The 19,479-nt window shown below is 39.9% G+C and carries 9 protein-coding genes; 3 read left to right on the plus strand and 6 right to left on the minus strand.

Going from position 1 to position 19,479, the window contains the following annotated elements; translation table 11 throughout:
• Nucleotides 1-21 precede the first annotated feature (21 nt).
• A complete protein-coding gene (blaOXA, locus tag KCG35_RS14585) occupies nt 22-822 on the minus strand; it encodes a class D beta-lactamase (protein ID WP_215820517.1) in 801 nt (266 codons plus the stop codon).
• 172 nt (nt 823-994) lie between these two features.
• On the opposite strand from blaOXA, the gene KCG35_RS14590 reads away from it, so the two are divergent.
• Together KCG35_RS14590 and KCG35_RS14595 are read left to right on the plus strand one after the other, a co-directional pair.
• Nucleotides 995-1,948, plus strand: coding sequence for an SUMF1/EgtB/PvdO family nonheme iron enzyme (locus tag KCG35_RS14590; RefSeq protein WP_215820518.1), 954 nt, complete (start codon nt 995-997; stop codon nt 1,946-1,948).
• Nucleotides 1,949-2,530: a carbapenem self-resistance protein CarG family protein gene (locus tag KCG35_RS14595; RefSeq protein WP_215820519.1), complete on the plus strand. Its 582-nt coding sequence runs from the start codon at nt 1,949-1,951 to the stop codon at nt 2,528-2,530.
• 117 nt (nt 2,531-2,647) lie between these two features.
• On the opposite strand, the gene KCG35_RS27095 is transcribed toward KCG35_RS14595, so the two are convergent.
• From KCG35_RS27095 to KCG35_RS14620, 5 genes are all read right to left on the minus strand, one after another.
• Nucleotides 2,648-2,872, minus strand: a complete 225-nt coding sequence (locus KCG35_RS27095; protein WP_373687356.1) for a transposase — start codon at nt 2,870-2,872, stop codon at nt 2,648-2,650.
• A gap of 314 nt (nt 2,873-3,186) precedes the next feature.
• Nucleotides 3,187-5,181 carry a LamG-like jellyroll fold domain-containing protein gene (locus KCG35_RS14605; protein WP_215820521.1) on the minus strand — a complete coding sequence of 665 codons (1,995 nt, stop codon included), beginning with the start codon at nt 5,179-5,181 and terminating at the stop codon, nt 3,187-3,189.
• A 193-nt stretch (nt 5,182-5,374) separates the two neighbouring features.
• Complete coding sequence (locus tag KCG35_RS14610) at nt 5,375-6,727, minus strand: LamG-like jellyroll fold domain-containing protein (RefSeq protein WP_215820522.1); 1,353 nt, start codon at nt 6,725-6,727, stop codon at nt 5,375-5,377.
• On the minus strand, nt 6,724-8,562 hold the full coding sequence (locus KCG35_RS14615) for a LamG-like jellyroll fold domain-containing protein (RefSeq protein ID WP_215820523.1): 1,839 nt from the start codon (nt 8,560-8,562) through the stop codon (nt 6,724-6,726). The genes KCG35_RS14610 and KCG35_RS14615 overlap by 4 nt, the downstream gene beginning before the upstream one ends.
• 70 nt (nt 8,563-8,632) lie before the next feature.
• On the minus strand, nt 8,633-9,928 hold the full coding sequence (locus tag KCG35_RS14620) for a LamG-like jellyroll fold domain-containing protein (protein ID WP_215820524.1): 1,296 nt from the start codon (nt 9,926-9,928) through the stop codon (nt 8,633-8,635).
• 785 nt (nt 9,929-10,713) lie between these two features.
• Between KCG35_RS14620 and KCG35_RS14625 the strand changes: the two genes are divergently transcribed.
• Nucleotides 10,714-19,479, plus strand: an 8,766-nt coding sequence (locus tag KCG35_RS14625) for a hypothetical protein (protein ID WP_215820525.1), incomplete at its 3' end; no start/stop codon positions are given.

The following is a 19,479-nucleotide window of genomic DNA, read 5'->3' on the forward strand; positions in this document are numbered from 1 at the left end:
TACTTTGCTATTAATGATGGACTAAATAATTGATTTAGCTTTTAAAGCTTCCTTCACAATTTTTTTACGGTAATGGCGGTCTGAACTCTTTATTAAGTCTATGTTGATTGCATAGAACCATGCAGTATTTTTGGTTGTGACAAAGCCTACAAACCAGCCAATATCTGTGCCTTTTCCTTCTTTCATAACCCAACCTGTTTTTCCATAAATAGTATAAGTTGGTGTGTGTTCATTTATCATGATTTCTTTAGTCTTACGTTGGTATTCTTTTTTATAGGGTAATGCTTCTGCGTAAAGTTTTTTTAAAAATGCTATTTCTTGATAAGCTGTAATTCGTAAATCACCATCTAGCCAAAATGTAATCAGTTCTCCTAGCTTTTGATTACCATAGTTCATTTTATACAGGTGTTGTTGGTACTTTAGTCTACCAACATCTTGAGCAACTTCTTGGTAACACCATATGCATGAATTTTGTAAAGCTGATTTTAGTGTGTGGTTTTGATTCCATATTTTCCACCCTTTATCTTTTCCATCCCATTTGAATAGATGGTTGATTTCTTTAATTGCACCTTCTTGAAGCCCGATAAGCGTGTTTGGTATTTTGAACGTTGATGCAGGTAAAAAAGCTTTATTGGCTCTTTTCTCATTGTGAATATAGGTAGTCTTTCCATTAGCCGATGAAATGACAAGTGTGCCATTGACTTTATATTTGTTAAAAATTGAAGACAATTTTATATCTTCAGTTGCCCATGATGAAAAACTTGTTAATAAAATGGTGGCGCCTATTAATAAACTGATTTTTTCTTTAAATGTTTTTTTCATATTTTTTCTTTGTATGCTCGTTAAGGGGGAGCGAATTTTAGTCTAGGGTGAATTGGAGTAAGTGACTTTTTAGCGATCAAATATGATCAATTATGGCAATATATTGAAGCTATTTAAGTAGGTATTTAAGATCAATAACTGTACCCCTTAGTGAGTAAACGATGAGTGTTTTATGATTGCTAAGGGAGTAAATCCTCATGATTTATATATTGATACAGTGATTACGATGAAACACATATTAACCTGCGCCATTTTGGTACTTTGTTGCAAAGTATCTGCGAGTGATACTATAAGTAACTATCGGGTCGTTTTTTTGGTTGATAATAAAGAAATTGTAGGTTTTGAAGAAAAACTGTTCGAAAGAAAGAGAGAAGGTGTTGCACAAGAAAAAAAAGAAGGCAAAAATTCAGTAAAAACAGATGTTAGGGTAAGTGATGAGTTTTGGGTAATGAATACTGAAGTACAATATGACTTATATGATGAGGTATACAAGTGGGCAATAAAGAATGGTTATTTTTTTACAAATGGGTGTAGTCAGTCATCAGAAACTGAATGCACACCTGAAGATATCCAAAACAAAATAAAGCCTGTGACCTTTGTATCATGGATAGATTCTATTATTTGGGCTAATGCGCTAAGTGAAAAGATGGGGCTAGAACCTGTTTATAGGAATAAATCTGGAAAAATCATAAAAAACGAAGCTGCTGGTGATAATAAAATTATTGAACGTAATACTACTGGTTATCGCTTGCCATCATTGCAAGAGTGGATTCTATTAGCTGAGAATAGCATGGTAAGGAAGAAGGTAAGTGGTAAGTATCATTTAAGTATATTAAAAGATAATAGTGACATCAGAAGTAAATGGAAAAAGGTAGGAAGTTACTTTGTTATTGAAAAAAAAGTCATAGGGTCTGGGGTTGTTGGTATTGCTAATGATGTCTTTGAGTGGTTAGGTTCAGAGTTTTCCTCGATTAATGAAGAGGGTAATAAACTGTTTAATAAAATGTATTATTTTTGTGGGGTAGATGTGGCAGGTTTTAATGTAGAAAAACCTATTTATTGTGATATTCATACGAGACAGTTTCGTTTTAATGACCTTGGTTTTAGGTTGGTAAGGAGTAAATAAGTGAAAATATTTTTACGCTTTGTAATAATATTTTTATATATTTTCTCTATGTTTTCTACTGCAAGTGAGTTTAAAATAATCACGCTTAGAAGTGGAGTTAATCAATTTGATTTAAATGAAGATGGTGAGAAAGATATTGTTTTTAAGGCAATGTATGAAAATAATACATCTTTTGCAAACTATACTTATTCGTTTTATATGAAAACAAACTACAATGAGTTTGTTCATGTTCCGGTAGGTAAAGACTTTTCAAGTATTACTTACTGGGATGGGAGATTGTCAGGAATTGGCTATCTCTATCAAGATTTAAGAGTTATAAAGTTCAAATCAACATTTATATTAGTGATAGCACAAAAAGAAGATCTTGGTAGCTTTGAGCGGGAAAAAGTTCTGTTTGATTTTTATTCGTTAACCAAAGGTGTGGATCATCCAGGACAGCTCCCATATCAATGGTTAAAGTATAATACAAGGTATACGGAAAATAAGTACTACTCAGTTGATGAGGCATTTATTGAGGTAGATGACCAAGACTTTTTTTTCCATAATATTAATAGCGATAAGTCTACCCTTATACAGAAGTAGACAGCATATAGAGCCTATCATTAGGTCCTTCGTTTTACTCGTCAACACCACTAATGTTGTATACTGCGTGAGTTACTTGGGCCGATAGGCATTTTCCCCATTGTATGGGCTTATTTTTTAATAGCCAAATCGTCTTGGTATCAGGTATTTTCCTTCTGGGATGAGGTCAAGAATGCAGCAAAATGAATAGGGATCTCGAATTTGATATTCCGTTTCATCATCCGATAATTTATATAAGTGCTGAAGGACTAAAACTTTAAACATCAACACTGTCTTGGGCAGGACAATCGCATATAACTTTACCTTTAAAAAGCCCTTCGAACACTCCGTGAACCCTTTCATGGAGTCTTGGTTGCTGCAAACAGTTCGATGTATTATCCAGCCTTTGCTTATCACTGGCGTACATCGAAATGCCACAGGTGCTCATTTAATCATGATAGCATGGATTATTACCAAGCTGTAATGTGAGGTAATACTCAAACTATTGAGGTTTTGGAAGGAGTGTATTTAAACACTAGTTTGAAAGCATGCTGGTTGTTGGTGCTAACGAGTGTGTAGAAATAGGAAGTTGGGATAAGTAGTATCGTAAGGTAGCTGGCGTATTTCCACCATAGATGGTGGAAATACTATACTGGAGGAGCAGTTGATGCCCTCACTTATTTATATAAAAGAAGTGTAGCGTGACCAGTAGCGCCTTTCTGCATGCAAATATCAAAAGGGATAGATGATGATTGTGAGCCTGTAAGCGTTTTTTGGTAGTTTTGTTGATGAGAGTAATCAGTGTAGTTCAATTTAATTTGATATGAAGTAAAGTTGGGGTTGATATTATTGAAACTATACCTTCGACATGATGACTCACGTTTACATTTTGAAGTGACACAATTAAGAGGTTGTAAAGGTAATTCATATCGTTTGGGCCAAATATCACTTGATCCCTCTAATAAAATATTTGCATTTCCTGATGCAGACTTTTGAAAACACTGGTTAACACTGACTTGAGTTGATCCTAGTGGCTTATAACCTTGATGAGTTTTGGTGATTGTTTGACCTCTTAAGTGTCTAGGAAATTGTACTTGATATTGGATGTTAACTTTGTAATCACTTGCTTCTGGCTGAAGGTTGTTAAATGTAAAATTTTTACAATATTGCTCGGCTTTACAGGTTCTTGTTACGCAACCCAGAGGGTAAAATCTAATTAACTGTTGCTGGGGCCATAGCTTAGTAAAAAGCCCTTTATTGTCTAGTTCATGAGGCCATGTTGCGTCAGGTCCATGTAATATGAGCTTGGCACTACCGCCGCCCAGTGAACAGTGTTGAAAAGTAATATTTTCGGCATTGGCTGCCTTTTGCCCTTTAATGACTCTGGAAAATTGTTGCTGGTTGTTAGACCAGTTCAGTATGATTGAATAGCTGGAAGGTTCAGTAGGGAGCTTATCAAAGGTCCATAATTGGCAGTGAGAAGAGGCATTCAGTGACTGATTGAAAACACCGTATGGTAGTTCTTTTGCGCTTCTAACACACGAAAACTGTTGATTCTCACGACCATAAAAAGATTCTTTTAAGGGATAAAGTGCCCAGCCGTTATTACATCCACAGTACAATTTTCCATAAAGAGTAATTGCTTCAGCAGGAAATAGTATCGTGTGAATCGTATTTTTATTTAATGAGCAGAGTCCAGCTAAACTTCCTGTAGGTAAGTCATTAATATTACTACCAATCAAACCTGCTTCACCACGATCACCTTGTTTTCCTTTTGGTCCTTGCTTTCCAATTTCACCTTGGATTCCTTGAGTTCCCCTGGGTCCAGGATCGCCATCAGGACCAGGTTTACTGTCTTGCCCCGAATTTCCTTGTTTCCCTGGAGTGCCCTGATCACCTTGAGCACCTGGTTTACCTTGTGTGCCTTGATTACCTGCAGGGCCTTGATTGCCTTTTTCACCAACAGGGCCTATTTGACCTTGTTTACCTACTTCACCCTGTTTTCCTTGCTTACCTCTTAAACCTTTTGGGCCTAAAGCTTGCTGCCAACATAGCTCTTTTTTTTGGAATAGGCATAGTGTTTCATAATATGAAAAAGCTTTATTAGCAAAATATAAATCATCAATTAGACCAGTATATTGGTTTCCTAATAAAATCCCGTTTAAAGATGAAGTTGTATGACTAATAGAGGGGGCAGTATTAGTTTGCTCAAATAATACTGGCTGTCCGTTGATACTTAAATAAATTTTTCTGCCAGTTTTTGTAAAGCTAGCATTTATGTGAGTCCATTGGTTAAACTCAAATTTTTGTTGGGAAACCAGAGTTTTACTTTCATTAACTAATGTTAGATAAATGTGTTGTTTTTTGTATGAAAAAAGATGATTTGGAATTGCTTTTTCTTGCATGAAGTGATGATTCAAGAGAGCAAATTCTTGTTCTGTAGACTTATACCAAAATGCGATGGAGTATTCGGTTTGTTCAATCCATGATTCAGGTATTTGTATAAAGTTATTCTGGTCAAGTTGTAGCGACTTTCCATAAATACTATCGTTGGATAAATTAATATTAGATAGGCTTATCGCTTTATTATTATTTGTGTCATTTAAGATGGCACCATCACCTGCCTGATCAAATGTCCATCGAGAATATGGGTTATCTTCAGCGTTAGTCAAGGAGGTAGCTAGTAAAAAATAACTAAGAACTATAGTTTTTGTTGTCTTCATATTTGCTATACACGGTGTTCCTGAAAAACTTACAAAGATTTTGCAATGGAAGTTATATTTTTCTTTAGTGATTCATGGTAAGGATTTTCTCCTTACCATGAATCTTTTATCGCTCTGGCCTAATACTAAAATCAGTGGACTATTAATTTAATAGTATTAGATTAATAGCTGGAATTAATGCTGGAGTCCAACGTCCTTCTTGATAAGGTGTAGACAGCTTCCATGTGTATGAACCAGATGATTTTAAGCAGGTCCCTTGTGTTGTACCTCTACTGGCGATAAAGGTCCATCCTTCAACACAACCACATTGGCCTTCTTTTATTATTGCGGGTTCTAGTAGCCGGAATGGCTTACCTTGGTAAAGCCAACAGTAGCCCGCTGTTGCTCCATTAGGAAGGTCGGCAAATGTTTGAGGAAGTGCCCCTTTAGGGCCTTTTTCACCTTTAATTCCGGGTAAACCAGTTTCACCTTTAGTACCTTTCGGTCCTCGGTCGCCTGGAGGTCCTTGTTTACCTTTAATACCTTTGGATGAGTTACTACCATCTGACCCATCAATACCTGCTATTCCATCAGGACCTTTTTTGCCAGGCTCTCCTTGCTCTCCTGCATCGCCTTGTGGTCCATCTTCCCCTTGAGGTCCCTGTTCGCCTTTTTCACCCGGTTTACCTGGTTTGCCTTGATCACCTTGTTCTCCAGGTTCTCCCATAATACCAGGAGAGCCAGGTAATGCTTCAGTGACACAGGTGTTTGCATGATTAAATGAAAAATATAAGCATAATGTTTCTGCATAAATCAGTGGTCTGGCATAAACACGAACTTCATCTATTTCACCATTAAAAGGCGCTAATAATCCTTGAGTGTCGCCACCCACTGTAAATGGGCCTGCATGATGACTTTGTTTAAAAGTCATCCTATTGAACTCGCCTTCATCAGTTAAAGGTACAATAGCACCATTTAATGACAATGATACTGGCTTTTGGTCTTTAGCATCAATATTGACTGTTAGCAGCTGCCAGTCTGATCGTGTGTTTACTTTCGAAAGGGAAGTGGCTACATAATTAGAGCGAGGGTTACCTTCTGCTTGTATTTTGATTTTAATGATGCCTGATGAAGTTAAGATAACCTGAATTTGTCGTGAACTTTCTTCGTATTCATAGTGTTCACTAAAAAGGACTTCATCTGCTGTGTTACTATTAATCAGTTTAAACCAAACAGATAAACCTAAACCATCTCTTAGTAACCAATCATTTCGCTTAGGCAGCACAAGTGGATCACTGTTAACCACAAATGAAGCGCCAGATTGTCCTGCTGCATTAAAGTGACTATCAGAAAGATTATTAACAGTAGCTTGCCATGGGTTATATGCCTGGCTATTTAATACTTGATCACTTGAGTAATTATCAAAGGACCAATAACCTTGTAAGTTCGCAGCAAAACTCATGGGAGATGATGCTAAAGCACTTAATACTAAAGGGCAGATTATTTTTTGTTTCATTTCTCTCTCCACGCCATCCATCCCCAATAACCCCAGAGGTCCTGTTCTTGCCAGCCACGAATAGGTCCCAACATTTTAATGCCGGCGGCACCACCTTGATGGGCACAGTGGTGGATGGTCACACTAGTTTGTCCGGCGGGTTTGTGTCCTCTTTTGACGCGATATTCCCACCGATGATCATACCAATGAATTTTGATTTCATAAGCGCTGGCTTCGGGGTGAAAACCACTGAAAGTCCAATTACGGCAGTTTGAGCTACCACCACCGCCTATACTGAGTGTCTTATACTGAGGCCATAAGATTAAGTGTCCATTGTCTCCTGTGTCCTGATTTGGCCATCCATCATAGGGGCCATGAAGTGTAAGGGTTGAAGACCCGCCTTTTTGTGGACAGTGATTAAATGTAATACTGGTTTGTCCTTCTGGTTTCGTATTTTTGATAGTACGGTGTTGGACCCCTTTACGTGATTGCCAATTAATATTTAACGTATAACTTGACGCTTCTGATGGTAAACCACTATAAGTCCAATCTTGGCAATTGTTTAGCGTAGTGCCAGGCATTGTTTGTGAAGCTGCATAATAAGGTAGTGGGCTTGCATCTTTTAGGCATGTAAAGTGACTGATACCTGACTCACCAAATAACCCAGTAAGGGGAACAGCTTCCCATCCGGCTTCACAAGAACAGATATTTTTGCCACCCTGTTGCAGTGTCATCGCAGGAGTTTCAACAGCAATAACTTGATTCTTATTGATTAAACAAGAGCCTGCTGTTGTATTTTTAGGTAATGCTAGAATAGTTTGTCCTTTTAAACCCGTGTCACCACGCTCACCTTTTTCACCGTTAGGGCCTTTATCTCCTGGATCTCCTTGTTGACCTCTAGAGCCTTGTGGTCCGGGATCACCATCAGAGCCAGGTTTGCTATCTTGACCTGGCTGACCTTGTTTTCCTGGAGAGCCTTGTTCACCTTGCGGACCTGTTTTACCTTGAGGACCAGCATTACCTACAGGTCCTTGTTTACCTACAATTCCAGCTGCGCCTTTCGCGCCTGTTTCTCCTTCTTTACCTTTTTTTCCTGGAATACCACGAGCGCCTTTAGGGCCTTCAGCGAATTGCCAACAGTCTTCGCCTTGATTAAAAAGACATTGATTTTCGAAAAAGGAAAGCGTGCGATCATAAATACTTAGTTGATCTAATAAGCCACTAAAATTTTTAATCGTATCATCTGTCGATAAGCCAATTTCAATGGCACTATCGTTTTTTATTTGTGTGCCACTGAATTGGCTTGAATCAATTTTTTTATTGAATAAAACAGGACGACCATTAATAGTGATATGTATAGGTTGTGGCTGCCCTTCATCAAAAGAAATGGTGAAATACTGCCAGCTTTGTAAATCAGTAATAGTGGTGCTTTGTACTTTAAGGGTTATTCCCTGGTTCGACTTAAGCATTAATTCCAAAGCATTGTTTATAATTTGGAGTTGATAGCCGACTTGAGTTTCATGATTCATTTTACGAATCAATGAAAATGTTTGCGTAGCATCAGGCTTAAACCAAAAACTCACGGCATGTGAATTTTCACCTAACCAACTATTGGGAATAACCAACGAAGTTAATTCTTGGTTAAATCTAAGAGATTTATTACGCTTTCCTTCCTCTACAAGTAAAGCATTTTCAGGCAACTGTAAATTATATGCATTACTGCTTTGGTCTATAATTTGTTGTGTTTCAATTTTATCGAATTCCCATAAGCCTACAGGTTTTTGCTGAGCACTCACGGGAAGAATGGCTGTGGTACAACTTAAAAATAAAAGTGTACTAAGTGTATTTATTCGCATCTTTTAAAAACTCATTCACTGTTCTTTTGTGCTTAACATAATTATTTCAAGCATTTTTATAAGCTGATAATTAGTTTTTAATACACCATGAGGCATTAACATCTCCCACTCGCGTCCAGCCTGATGCACAGCTGCAGGCATTTAAGTACTCGTTATTATGGCGATAGGTGTAGGTTGACGCTGCAGTGCCATAATGCAATGTAATGGTTTGGTTAGCTTTATTTATTTGACAAAAACCTGATAAAGATCCTTTAGGTAAATCCTGGTAGGAATCCGCAATAGGGCCAGCATCACCTCTTGGCCCTGGCTCACCTTGTGGACCTCTCACACCAGGTAAACCTTGTTTGCCAACGGGTCCTTTTGGACCTGTTTTACCTACACCTGGTTGGCCTTCTAATCCTGGCAGTCCTGATTTTCCTTGTGGCCCTTGTGGTCCAGTTTCACCTTGAGGGCCTTGAGGGCCTCGTTCCCCTGGCTCGCCTGGCTGTCCTTGCTTACCTCGGGGGCCTTGTTCGCCTTTAGGACCTTGGGGACCTTTGACTCCTTTTTCACCTTGTGGGCCTTGTTGGATAGGAATGAGGCAGTTTAAACCCAACTGGCTTAAGCAGTATGACTCCACAGGATTAATAATGTTTTGAAATAAATAGACCTCGTCAATTTTTCCTTGAAAATTTTCAGGTGGAGTCATTACAGTGTTCGAATCAAATAAAGAAGGATCAACATAACCAATATTAAAGGTTGATGTTGACTGATGTGTTGGCAATCTAATTAATGAGTTGTCGATACTTTCGAGGTTGTTTTCAAAACCATTAACTGTCATTAGGATGGATTGCAAAGATACTCCGGTATTATAGCCTATACTTATGTGCTGCCATTTGCCGGGCTCAATTTTCTGTTTGCTCTTTATGTGGAGTGAATTAACGTCATTATCAACGACTACAACATTTATAAATAACTCTTCATCTAAAAATGCAGTAACGCCAGAGCTATCTGAAGCAATGCGAGAAAAAATGCTTTGGCTTAAACCTGCTTCAGGAATATATATCCAGGCAGCAAATGCAAAGGGTTCTTCCAATGTCCAATTATCACCTACATTAAACTCCATAGATGAGCTGCTGTCGTTAAATTGTGCAGCATAACCTTGAATGCCTTCCGCGAAAGAAATATCGCCATTTAATATTGATGAATGGTTGAACTCACTGTGGTCTCGCACATCTTTATAGTCAAATGACCAGTAACCCACTTGTTTTTTTGGCCAGTTGCCTACATTGGATGGATCGAAAGGATCATTGGCTGATGTTATTGAAGCGCTACATAGTAAAGTGCTATAGCTTATTAACTTGCTTAATTTGCGTAAAAGACGCATACACAAAACCCTGGTAGTTGCAAAAGTTTTAACAGTTATAAGGCGCTTTGTATTCTTCATATTCATAGATTTACTGAGATATGTTATGAAGGAAAACACCTAAACATAGTGAAATCATAAAATAATGAAGTGTTCAAAGGACATTGATCTAGTGTGTATTCAAGGTTTATGTGCAAATGAGAATTACACATCTTACACTTTAATGAGAGTTTAAGTGTTGATCTAACAACGGTGTGATTATTTTTCAGTGAGTGGCAGGTTGGTATGATACCTGATTCTAAATTTGTTGCAATTCTATACAACGCTATACAACAAGAAGTGCCTGTGGAACTAAAGTTGCTGAGGATATTTTTTACCAGTTATCTTCTTATATACCCCGTTTATCTTGTGATTTTATTAAACTATTTAGTTAGGAGGTGTCAGTAAGATCATGATTAATAAGGATATTATTTTTATACTTGAGTTTGTTGTGTAAAAAATAAACAAAAATAACATTGAACAAAATTCTATAAACAATGGATATATAAAATAAGTAAGTGAAGTTTTTGTAAGACATGATACGACTGTGCTAGATGATTGTGTTTTAACAACTGTATTGTGTTTTTATTTGGCAGTGTTTGGTATTAATTAAGATGGCAAATATTTTCATAGATTAGGGTTATACCCATTCATGAATGATTTTTTCGTTTTTGATGTTTTACCCATCTTTAATTAAAAAAATAACGTGCTGATAAGCAAACAGCATACGTTGCTGTCACCAATTACCTTTGTGAGAAAAGACTTTTATGGTTGCGTTAGTATCTGGATCTAATCTTGGGTTATTTAATCATTTAGTACTAGGAAATGGGGCTGGTAGTAAAGTAGGTCAGGGTAATAATCAAGTCTTTCTTAATGCCGCAACGGGTAACCTGATTTTACAACAACATTCGGACGAGCTTTCTGCATTAGGTCTGGATACTCAGCTAACACAAACCTATAACAGTCAGGGGCAGCATAACGATGCACGCAATCAATCCTGGTTGCTGAATCAGCACCGCTATTTAACAGACCTCCCAGAAAAAGTCGCTGAGGGAAGTAAGTTACGTCGAGCAAATGGTGATGGCAGCTTTAGTGAGTACCACTTTGATAGTGAAAAACAAGCTTATATTTCCTCTGATGGTAGTGGCGCGCATGATCAGATTAGGTTTGATCAAGAGAAAAAACTATGGATTTGGCAAGAAGGTACTTCAGGTGTAGTAGAGCACTATAATTCAGACGGTCAGCTGGTCAGTCGAAAAGATAGAGATGGGCACCTACTGAATTTTAGTTACGAAAATAATCTGTTAAGCCGTATTACGGATGCATCAGGTCAGCAGACAATACTCAGTTATATTCAGGTATCAGGGAAAACACTGCTGAACCAAATTGCAACAAGTTATGTTAATGACCAGGGTAAAACACAAGAAACCATTAACCAACGATTTGAATATGATCAGCAAGGAAGATTATCTGCGGTTATTATCGATCTTACACCGGAAGATAATACAATTGCTGATGGCAATATCTTTCGTACTGACTATCAATATGACGGCAACAGTTTACGCATTAAGCAAATTGAGCAGAGCGATGGTGTCATCCAACAATTTACCTATAAAAAAATGGGCGAACAGTATCGTATTGTTCGTATTGAAGATGGTAAGGGCGTTGGATTTACTCTTGATTATAACACTACTCAGCGACTGACAACGGTCAGAAACGATAAAGGTGAAACATCCTTTTACCGCTTTGATGAACAGGATCGTTTAACATCAATCACTCAGCCTGCAGTTAATCACCAGCGACCTGTATTGTCTTATACCTATGATGAAGCTGGAAATATTACCTCAGTAACGGATGCTAAAAATCAGGTAACACAACGACAGTATGATGATGCAGGCAATTTACTGACTGAAATTATTGGTAATCAGGTTAATTATTTTCGCTATAACGAGAATAATCAAATAATAGCTAAGGCAAACTATACATTAGCAAAACCTGGCACTATTGATGATATAGGCCATTTGGCAGACCTTCCTGAAAATGCTGCTATAACGAGAATGGTTTACGATCAACAAGGTCACTTGCGTTATACAATCAGTGCAGAAGGGCGTATTCAGGCTTGGGATTATAATGCTCAGGGCTTAATGGTTGAGCACAGAGTTTATTCAAACGTACAATTTTCACTGGCTGATTACACGGCTGAAAAAAATATTTCGCTTTCAGCTATTGATACTTTTTTAAATGCACAGCCACAAGCACAGTATCAAAGAACAACCAATGATTATGATGCCCGTGGTATGGTGGCACGCATTACTCAATGGACTGGTAATCAAGCTCAGCAAAAAACACACTATATTTATAGCGCATTTGGTCAATTACTTAAAACCATCAATGATAAAGGTGTGGTAGAACAATTTACCTATGATGGATTGGGGCGTGTACTGAGTAAAGAAAAAGCAGGCCAGCGTTTAAGTACAGTACAATATAACGATGCGCAGCAGGCGATTGTCACCACAACGGCAAATGGTTTATCGACAACGCAAGTATTTGACTCTGCTGGACGTTTAGTGACAGAGTCAACCGTCGCGACGGATGAAACCGTTACTGGAAAACAACGACTGTTTTATGATGAAGCAGGTCGTTTAGTGGTAAAAGAAGCTGCAGATGGTGCGCGTAGCTACCTGTTTTATAATGAGGCAGGACGAAAAGCAGGCACCATTGATGAAACGGGTAAAGTGACTCGTTTTAGTTATGATGCTAATGGTTTGCTCGTTGCGACAAGAGAATACAGTACTCGCGTTGATACTTCTGCATTAGTCGCACAAGATGGTGAAGTTAATTTAAAGCTGATGAAGCTTACGGCATGGCTACCTGCTGAATCAGCTGCAGACCGTAGCTCATATGCTATTTACGATGCACAAGGACGAGAGCAGTATACGATTGATGCTGAAGGATTTGTCACGGAGACGATTTATAACGCTCAAGGTAAACAGGTAGCTAAACATCGTTATGAACAGCCATTATCCAGTGAGCAGTTAACTGATGCCGCCAATTATTCCGCTGGTGATATAAATCGTCTTATTGGTAGTTATAGCTATGTACTCATGGATAATACTACCTGGACGACAGATCGGCAGCCTGATCAGCCTTATACTTATACATCAAGTGCATTACTGCAGCATAGAGAGCTACATGCTTATGAAGACGTATTGAAACTGTCTGGAGAGCGTGTAAATCGTAATCCAGTTCAGCCATACCCTGTACAAACAGGTTATGACTATACCCTAAGATCAGTGCAAAAAGCTGGCGCACAAACCCTGCAATTAGTGGGTGCGCGCACTTCTGAGCAGCCTATGGTTAAGGTCGAAGGGCAAGCTCAGCCCATTGCTTCTCCAGCAATATCCCTTGCATTAACCCGTGAAGGTGCCCTAACTAAATTAGCATCACTATCTGAAACATTTAGCGGGAATAAAAGTAATGCTGCTGACTATTGGCAAGGTGACCAGGGTTTTATAACACTTACAGATCAGGGCTTTGATATTACACAGCCGGGTAGTAAAAACTCTGCTCGCAAGGTTACCTTAAAAAGTCAGAGATCTTATCTCACTACAAAGGGTTATCATTTAAAAACAGATGTTAAAATAAACGATACATCTGGTTCATTAATTCTTACGGTTAACGGTGATAATGGTAAACAGCATAGAGTACGTCTAATTTCTGGCAGAATGGTTGTGCTCCAGGGTATTAAAATGGGGCGTGCACTGCAGAGATATAGAACGCCTTATTCCGCAGGTGAAACCTATACCATTGAGTTTGAAGTAAATGCAGATAGTACAACCGCTTACTTTTATTCTAAAGGTAAAACCCGTGCAGAGGGTTTTAGTCAGCGACTAGAAAATCATGGCTTTAAGTCTGTCAATGTTGAGTTATTTGCAACAGGAGTCAGAAATGATGATGACCAGACTGTTGCTTTTACCGGTTTTCAAGAGCAAGGCCAGTTGGCTTTAGATAACTATCAGTTACGCTATCGCGTAGCAGGTACAGAAAATTTCACTCCAGTAAGCCTTAATGAAGAACAGGAGTTTGCTTGGAATAACTGGCCTGACGGGCAAGCTTACGAGCTAGAGTTAACAGATAAAAAAACGGGTAAGGTATACCTTGCGCAAACTACGGGCACTGCAGAAACACTGCAGTTTAAACCTGAGCAGGATAATACAGCGCCTGCAACATCGGGTGTATTTATCAATAATATGGTGCCCAAAGGACAATGGACACATTATCAGCAAATTACCACCAAAGTATTTAATGCTGAAGGTCAGTTGGTAGGTGAAGGTACTATTTCGCCTGCTGATTTTGCCGAGTACCAAGGTCAAATAAAAATTGGGGATCAGCTATTATCTGCAGGACAATATCAGCTTGAAATTATTTTTACGGATAACAGTGGTAAACAATTAGCACCACTCAGTATAGGTTACCAAGTCGGTAATACGGATACACCCCTTCAGCAGTCTTTACAGTGGACATCACCCAAACAAGCAGGTGAGCTTGATGTGTTGCGTGTGCGAAAAGTGGGGAGTAATAACTGGCAAACATTAACGATTACCCAAGATGCTCATGGTAAAAATAAGGCTGATTTAACATCGTTAGCGCTTGGCCAATATGAATATCAAATTAATTATTTAAATAATGATGGTCAGATTAGTTATCAATTAACAGGTAGTATTGATACGACTCGATCAGGTGATACAACACACTCTGGTATTACAAGTGTAGAAGCTGAAGCAGAAAGCATAACGTACCAGCAAGTACATAATAAATATGATGTATTACAGGGTGTTATATCAGCAGAAGAACAACAAAATCTGGAAAAAATCGACTGCACTACTTATCGGGATGATGGTCGCTATCCGCTTGCCGAAAATACAATCACAATCGATGACTGGGTGAACTTTAAAGGTGATGTCACTTTACTTCCCCATCATGTCAATAATCGTCCTTTACTTAAGAATGGTGAAGGCTATCGCGTTGAAATTAATCTCCACTATAAAGATGGTACTGTTGTTACCAAGGCGCCGATTGAGTTTGAGTTTGGAGATGATTTTTATACCGTCAATCAAACTTTACGCTGGCCCGTTGTTGAGACACATATTCCTTTTACAGAGCGTCATGAATTTCGCTATCGAGTAAATGGTTCGGAAGATGAGTTTATCTCTGTGCCTGTGGTACGAGAAGGCGATGAGTTTGTTGTTCAACTGACAGGATTGATTCCAGGTGAAGGCTATGAATACCGTATTAAGCATCTTGATGACCAGTTAGCACACATTGGTGGAGGGGAGTATGATGTAGAACTGTGGGGACTGTTTTCAGCGCAGTTAGGGCAGTCAACCAAAAACGTTAGCGTTAATTATGATCGTATCATTTCTGAATCGGATGATAGCGGTGCATTAACGGGCGTTATTTCACCAGAAGAAGCAACGTTGATTGACTCTGTGGGTGTAAGTGTTCGTCAAGAGCGGGCTGATGGCAGTGAACAGACTTTGAGCCGTGCTAAAACTTACATCAGTAGTTATAAAAATTATCAGGGTGAAGTTAACTTAGGCATGCCTGGCGGGTTAAAACCCGGAAAATACACCATCGTCGTACAAAAATTTTATCGAAATGGTGAAGTAAAACATGAGCGCTTTGACTATGAAGTAGGTGCTCAACCTCAGCTAAATAAAACACACCGATTGCGTATTCCTGTGGCTAACTTGCCCGTTGATATTAATCAGCCAAATGTACAACTCAGCTATCGCTTAAAACAATTAGGTGAGGCGTTTACTGCAATTGATGTAAATAGTATTCGCTCTGCAGATGGGCAATATCTTGAGTTAAATTTAGACCAGTCTCGAGAAGCCGCTTATGATTTTGACTTAAAAATTGTCAGTGATCAGGGGGAATTTCAAGGTCGGGCCTCGGTGATATTGGATGCTAATACCGATGGTAATTATTTACTGAAGTTTGGTGATACGTTAGGGAATGATATTGCTGGGCGTTTTACTCATCGCTTGTACAGCCAAGATGGTTTATTGGTCGGTGAGTTGGATGCTGAAGGCTTTTTAGTTGAGCATCGTTATGATGCTGCAGGGCAAAAAATTAGCACGACACGTTATGCCAATGCTACAGGTTACCCGAGTAAACAGCAGTTATTTTTAGATATTAATGAGCTGAGGCCAGAGGTCAGTGTTAATGATCAAACTACACATTTTATTTATGATGATTTAGGCCAGCATGTTGCTACTGTTGATGCTGAAGGTTATTTGACGGAAACCGTTTACGATAGTTTAGGGCAAGTCGTACAAATTATTGGTTATCGACAACGGATTAATTATCAACAACAAACCCTGACTGAATTACGTGTATTAGCGACAGGTAGTGAACCTAACCGTGTTGAACACCACGAATATGATGAGCGTGGACGTCTGATAAAACAGACAGCGGCAAACGGTTTGGTAACCCATAATGAATATGATGTGATGGGTAACTTAATCACCGTTACTCAAGGCCAGGCAACTGATCATAGCCAGATACGTTATCAAACCAAACGTTATGATCAATTAGGTCGTGTCACGGCAGAATTAACGGCAACGGGTGCCAAACAGCTCGCGGCGGCTACCACAGATGCTGAACGTGAAATCATTTGGCAAAAACAAGCCATTTTATTTTCGTATAATGAGCGTGGTTGGTTAATCAGTAAAACTTACCCAGAAGTTAATGCACTCGAAAGTGGACAAAATAAAAGTCACCCTCAACATTTAACACAATGGTTTTTTTATAATAAAGGTGGTCAGCTTCGTTTTAGTATCGATAGCCAAGGTGCAGTGAATGAGCTGCGTTATAATACGCTTGGTGAAAAAATAGCGAGCATTGACTATGCCACCGCGTTACCTGTTAATAACGCATTAACGGGGGGATTAGAAAGCACAGAATTACGTGAAAAAATAAAAGGCATTGCAAACCCTGAGCAAGATCAAGTTACCCATTTTGAATACAACAAACGTGGCCTATTAGCCAAGTCAACAACGGCCGGTGGTAGTGTCAGCCAATATCAATACAACAGTTTTGGTGAAGTCAGCAGGCTGGCAAAAAGTATTCAAGCCGCAAACAATAAATTTCAAATCGCATCATTTGAATATGATTTACGTGGGTTAGCCATCACTAAAACCCTGTCAGTTGAGGGTTTAACACAAAGTGATCTTACGCAAACAGAAACTATAACCTACGATGCCTTTCAGCGAAAAAGCAAGGTGCAACAAGGCGAATTTATTCGTCAACAATTTAGTTATAGCCGCTTAAACCAAGTTGTCAGTGAGCTTAATGCGGCCGGTGATGCAACGCAGGTCGCGTATGATGCGTTTGGCCGTAAAGTGTCCGTGACGGATCGCCAAGGCAATACCACCACCTATCACTATGATGATCAGCAACATCAGTTGAAAGTGGTGTCCGCCACAGGTGAACAGCTCATTACGCAATACGACCAGTTTGGTGAAAAAGCGGCTTTAATTGATGCGGTTGGGACGCGTACCGAGTATCACTATGATGAAGCCGGACGCGTTCAACGGATTACTCAACACAGTGCAGACGGTGAACTGTTAAAAACCGTTGAGCAGCATAAATACAATACACTTGGTTGGAAGCAGAAAACAGTAGCGACTAATGGACTAGTCACAACCTACCAGTATGATGCGGCTGGAAAGCTGTTAAAACAAACCGTTGATCCTGAAGGTAAAGCTCAAGTCACTTCTCATGAAGTGGATGTGCGTGGCCGAGTGATTAAAACCACCACGCCAGATGGCGTGCAAACGCTAACTGCTTATGATGCTGAAGGTCGGGTGAGCCAGATCACGCGACAGGCTGGAGAGCAGCAGCGTATCACCCGTTATCGCTATGATGAGCAAGGCAATAAAGTGGCTGAGCAAACATATTCAGCATCACTTGTTAATGGTCAGCAGAGTGAGCTTAAACTCTGGCGGGAAAATCACTACCAATATGATGGTTTGGGTCGATTACAGGCTAAGGTCGTTGATCCCAGTGGTTTAGCGCAAACCACCCAGTATCAATATGACGAGCAAAATAATCTTATTGCTGAAACCAATAGTTTGGGGCAGACCACTTACCATGCCTATAACATCGATAATCAGCGTATTTACTCAGTTGATGCCCAAGGTGGCGTGACCCTTGTTAAATACACCAAAACCGGTCAAATCTGGCTAACCGAACAACTGGCTAAACCCATCAGTACCGAAGGGCTTGAGCTTGCCCTTAAGCAGGCCAGTGAGCCGAGAGTGGTTATTGAGCAGCGTATTACTGATCGTAGCTCGCCACAGCAGACTGAGCATAATCATCGCAGTTATACCCTCTATGATGCTGATGGCCGTAAAGCCATGACTATCGACAACCTTGGGGGGGGGACTGAATTTGTTTATAACAGCCGAGGTGCGTTGGCTCAAAGCGTACGCTATACACAACACTTATCTGATGTTCATCAGTTGGCTGAAGCCCAGGATTTGGCGGCTGCTAAAGCTCAAGTCCGTGCCGCAACTACAGATGAAAAGCCTGCGTATACTCAAACTACGTTGTTCGATCAGTTGGGACAGGCACGGTTTATCGTTGATGCCAATGGCAGCTTGACTGAAAAACACTACGATATCAGTGGGCAGGTGGTGCGTGAGCTGAAGTATGACTTGGCAGCGGTCGAAGCATTGAAGCTGGATAAGGCCAATTTGCTTGAACTTACTGACCAACAACTGGAGGCTAAGCTACAAGCCTGGCTGGCTGAAAGTGAAACGACTGAAAGCGGAGAAAAAATAAAGCACCAGCTTAGCTATCAACAAACTGACTATGTTTACAATCAGCTGGGCCAAACATGCTTCACCATTGATGCAGCCGGATATATAAACCGTTTGAGTTATGATCAAGCGGGCCAGGTGGTCGCTAGTTATCGTTATCAGCAACCACTAAGCCGTGAGTTGCGGCAGGGGGGGCGTTTAGGCCAGCCATTAGCCTTGGCTCAGCTTACCGAGTATGTTGCAGAACACAATACGACTGTTGAGGCCAAGCAGTATGTTTATGATGCGGCAGGGCGTAAGCGATTTGAAATCGACAGTATGGGCTATGTTACGGTCTTCAGTTACGATGCTCTGGATCAGCTGCTCAGTACGACCCGTTATACTCAGCCAATTAGTTATGACCCATCACCCACTGAAGCATCAGTTAATCAGGCTATCCGAAAACTGCATGGCGTATCTACCCACCAACACTATGATGCACTAGGCCGCACTCAGCTGGAAATCGATGCCCTAGGCCATGTTACCGCCCATGAATACGATGCCCTGGGCCAGTTACGCCGCACGGTGCGTTATGCCCAAGCCCTGGATGAAGGCCTCCGCACTGGATCGACCACTGAGATCGCCGCGCGCTTGTCTGGACTGCGTCATGCGCAGGATCAGGCCACCGTCTATCGCTATGATGCCGCGGGCTATAAAACCGCGTTA

The sequence above is a fragment of the Zooshikella harenae genome, from assembly GCF_018837975.1.
GTDB lineage: Bacteria > Pseudomonadota > Gammaproteobacteria > Pseudomonadales > Zooshikellaceae > Zooshikella > Zooshikella harenae.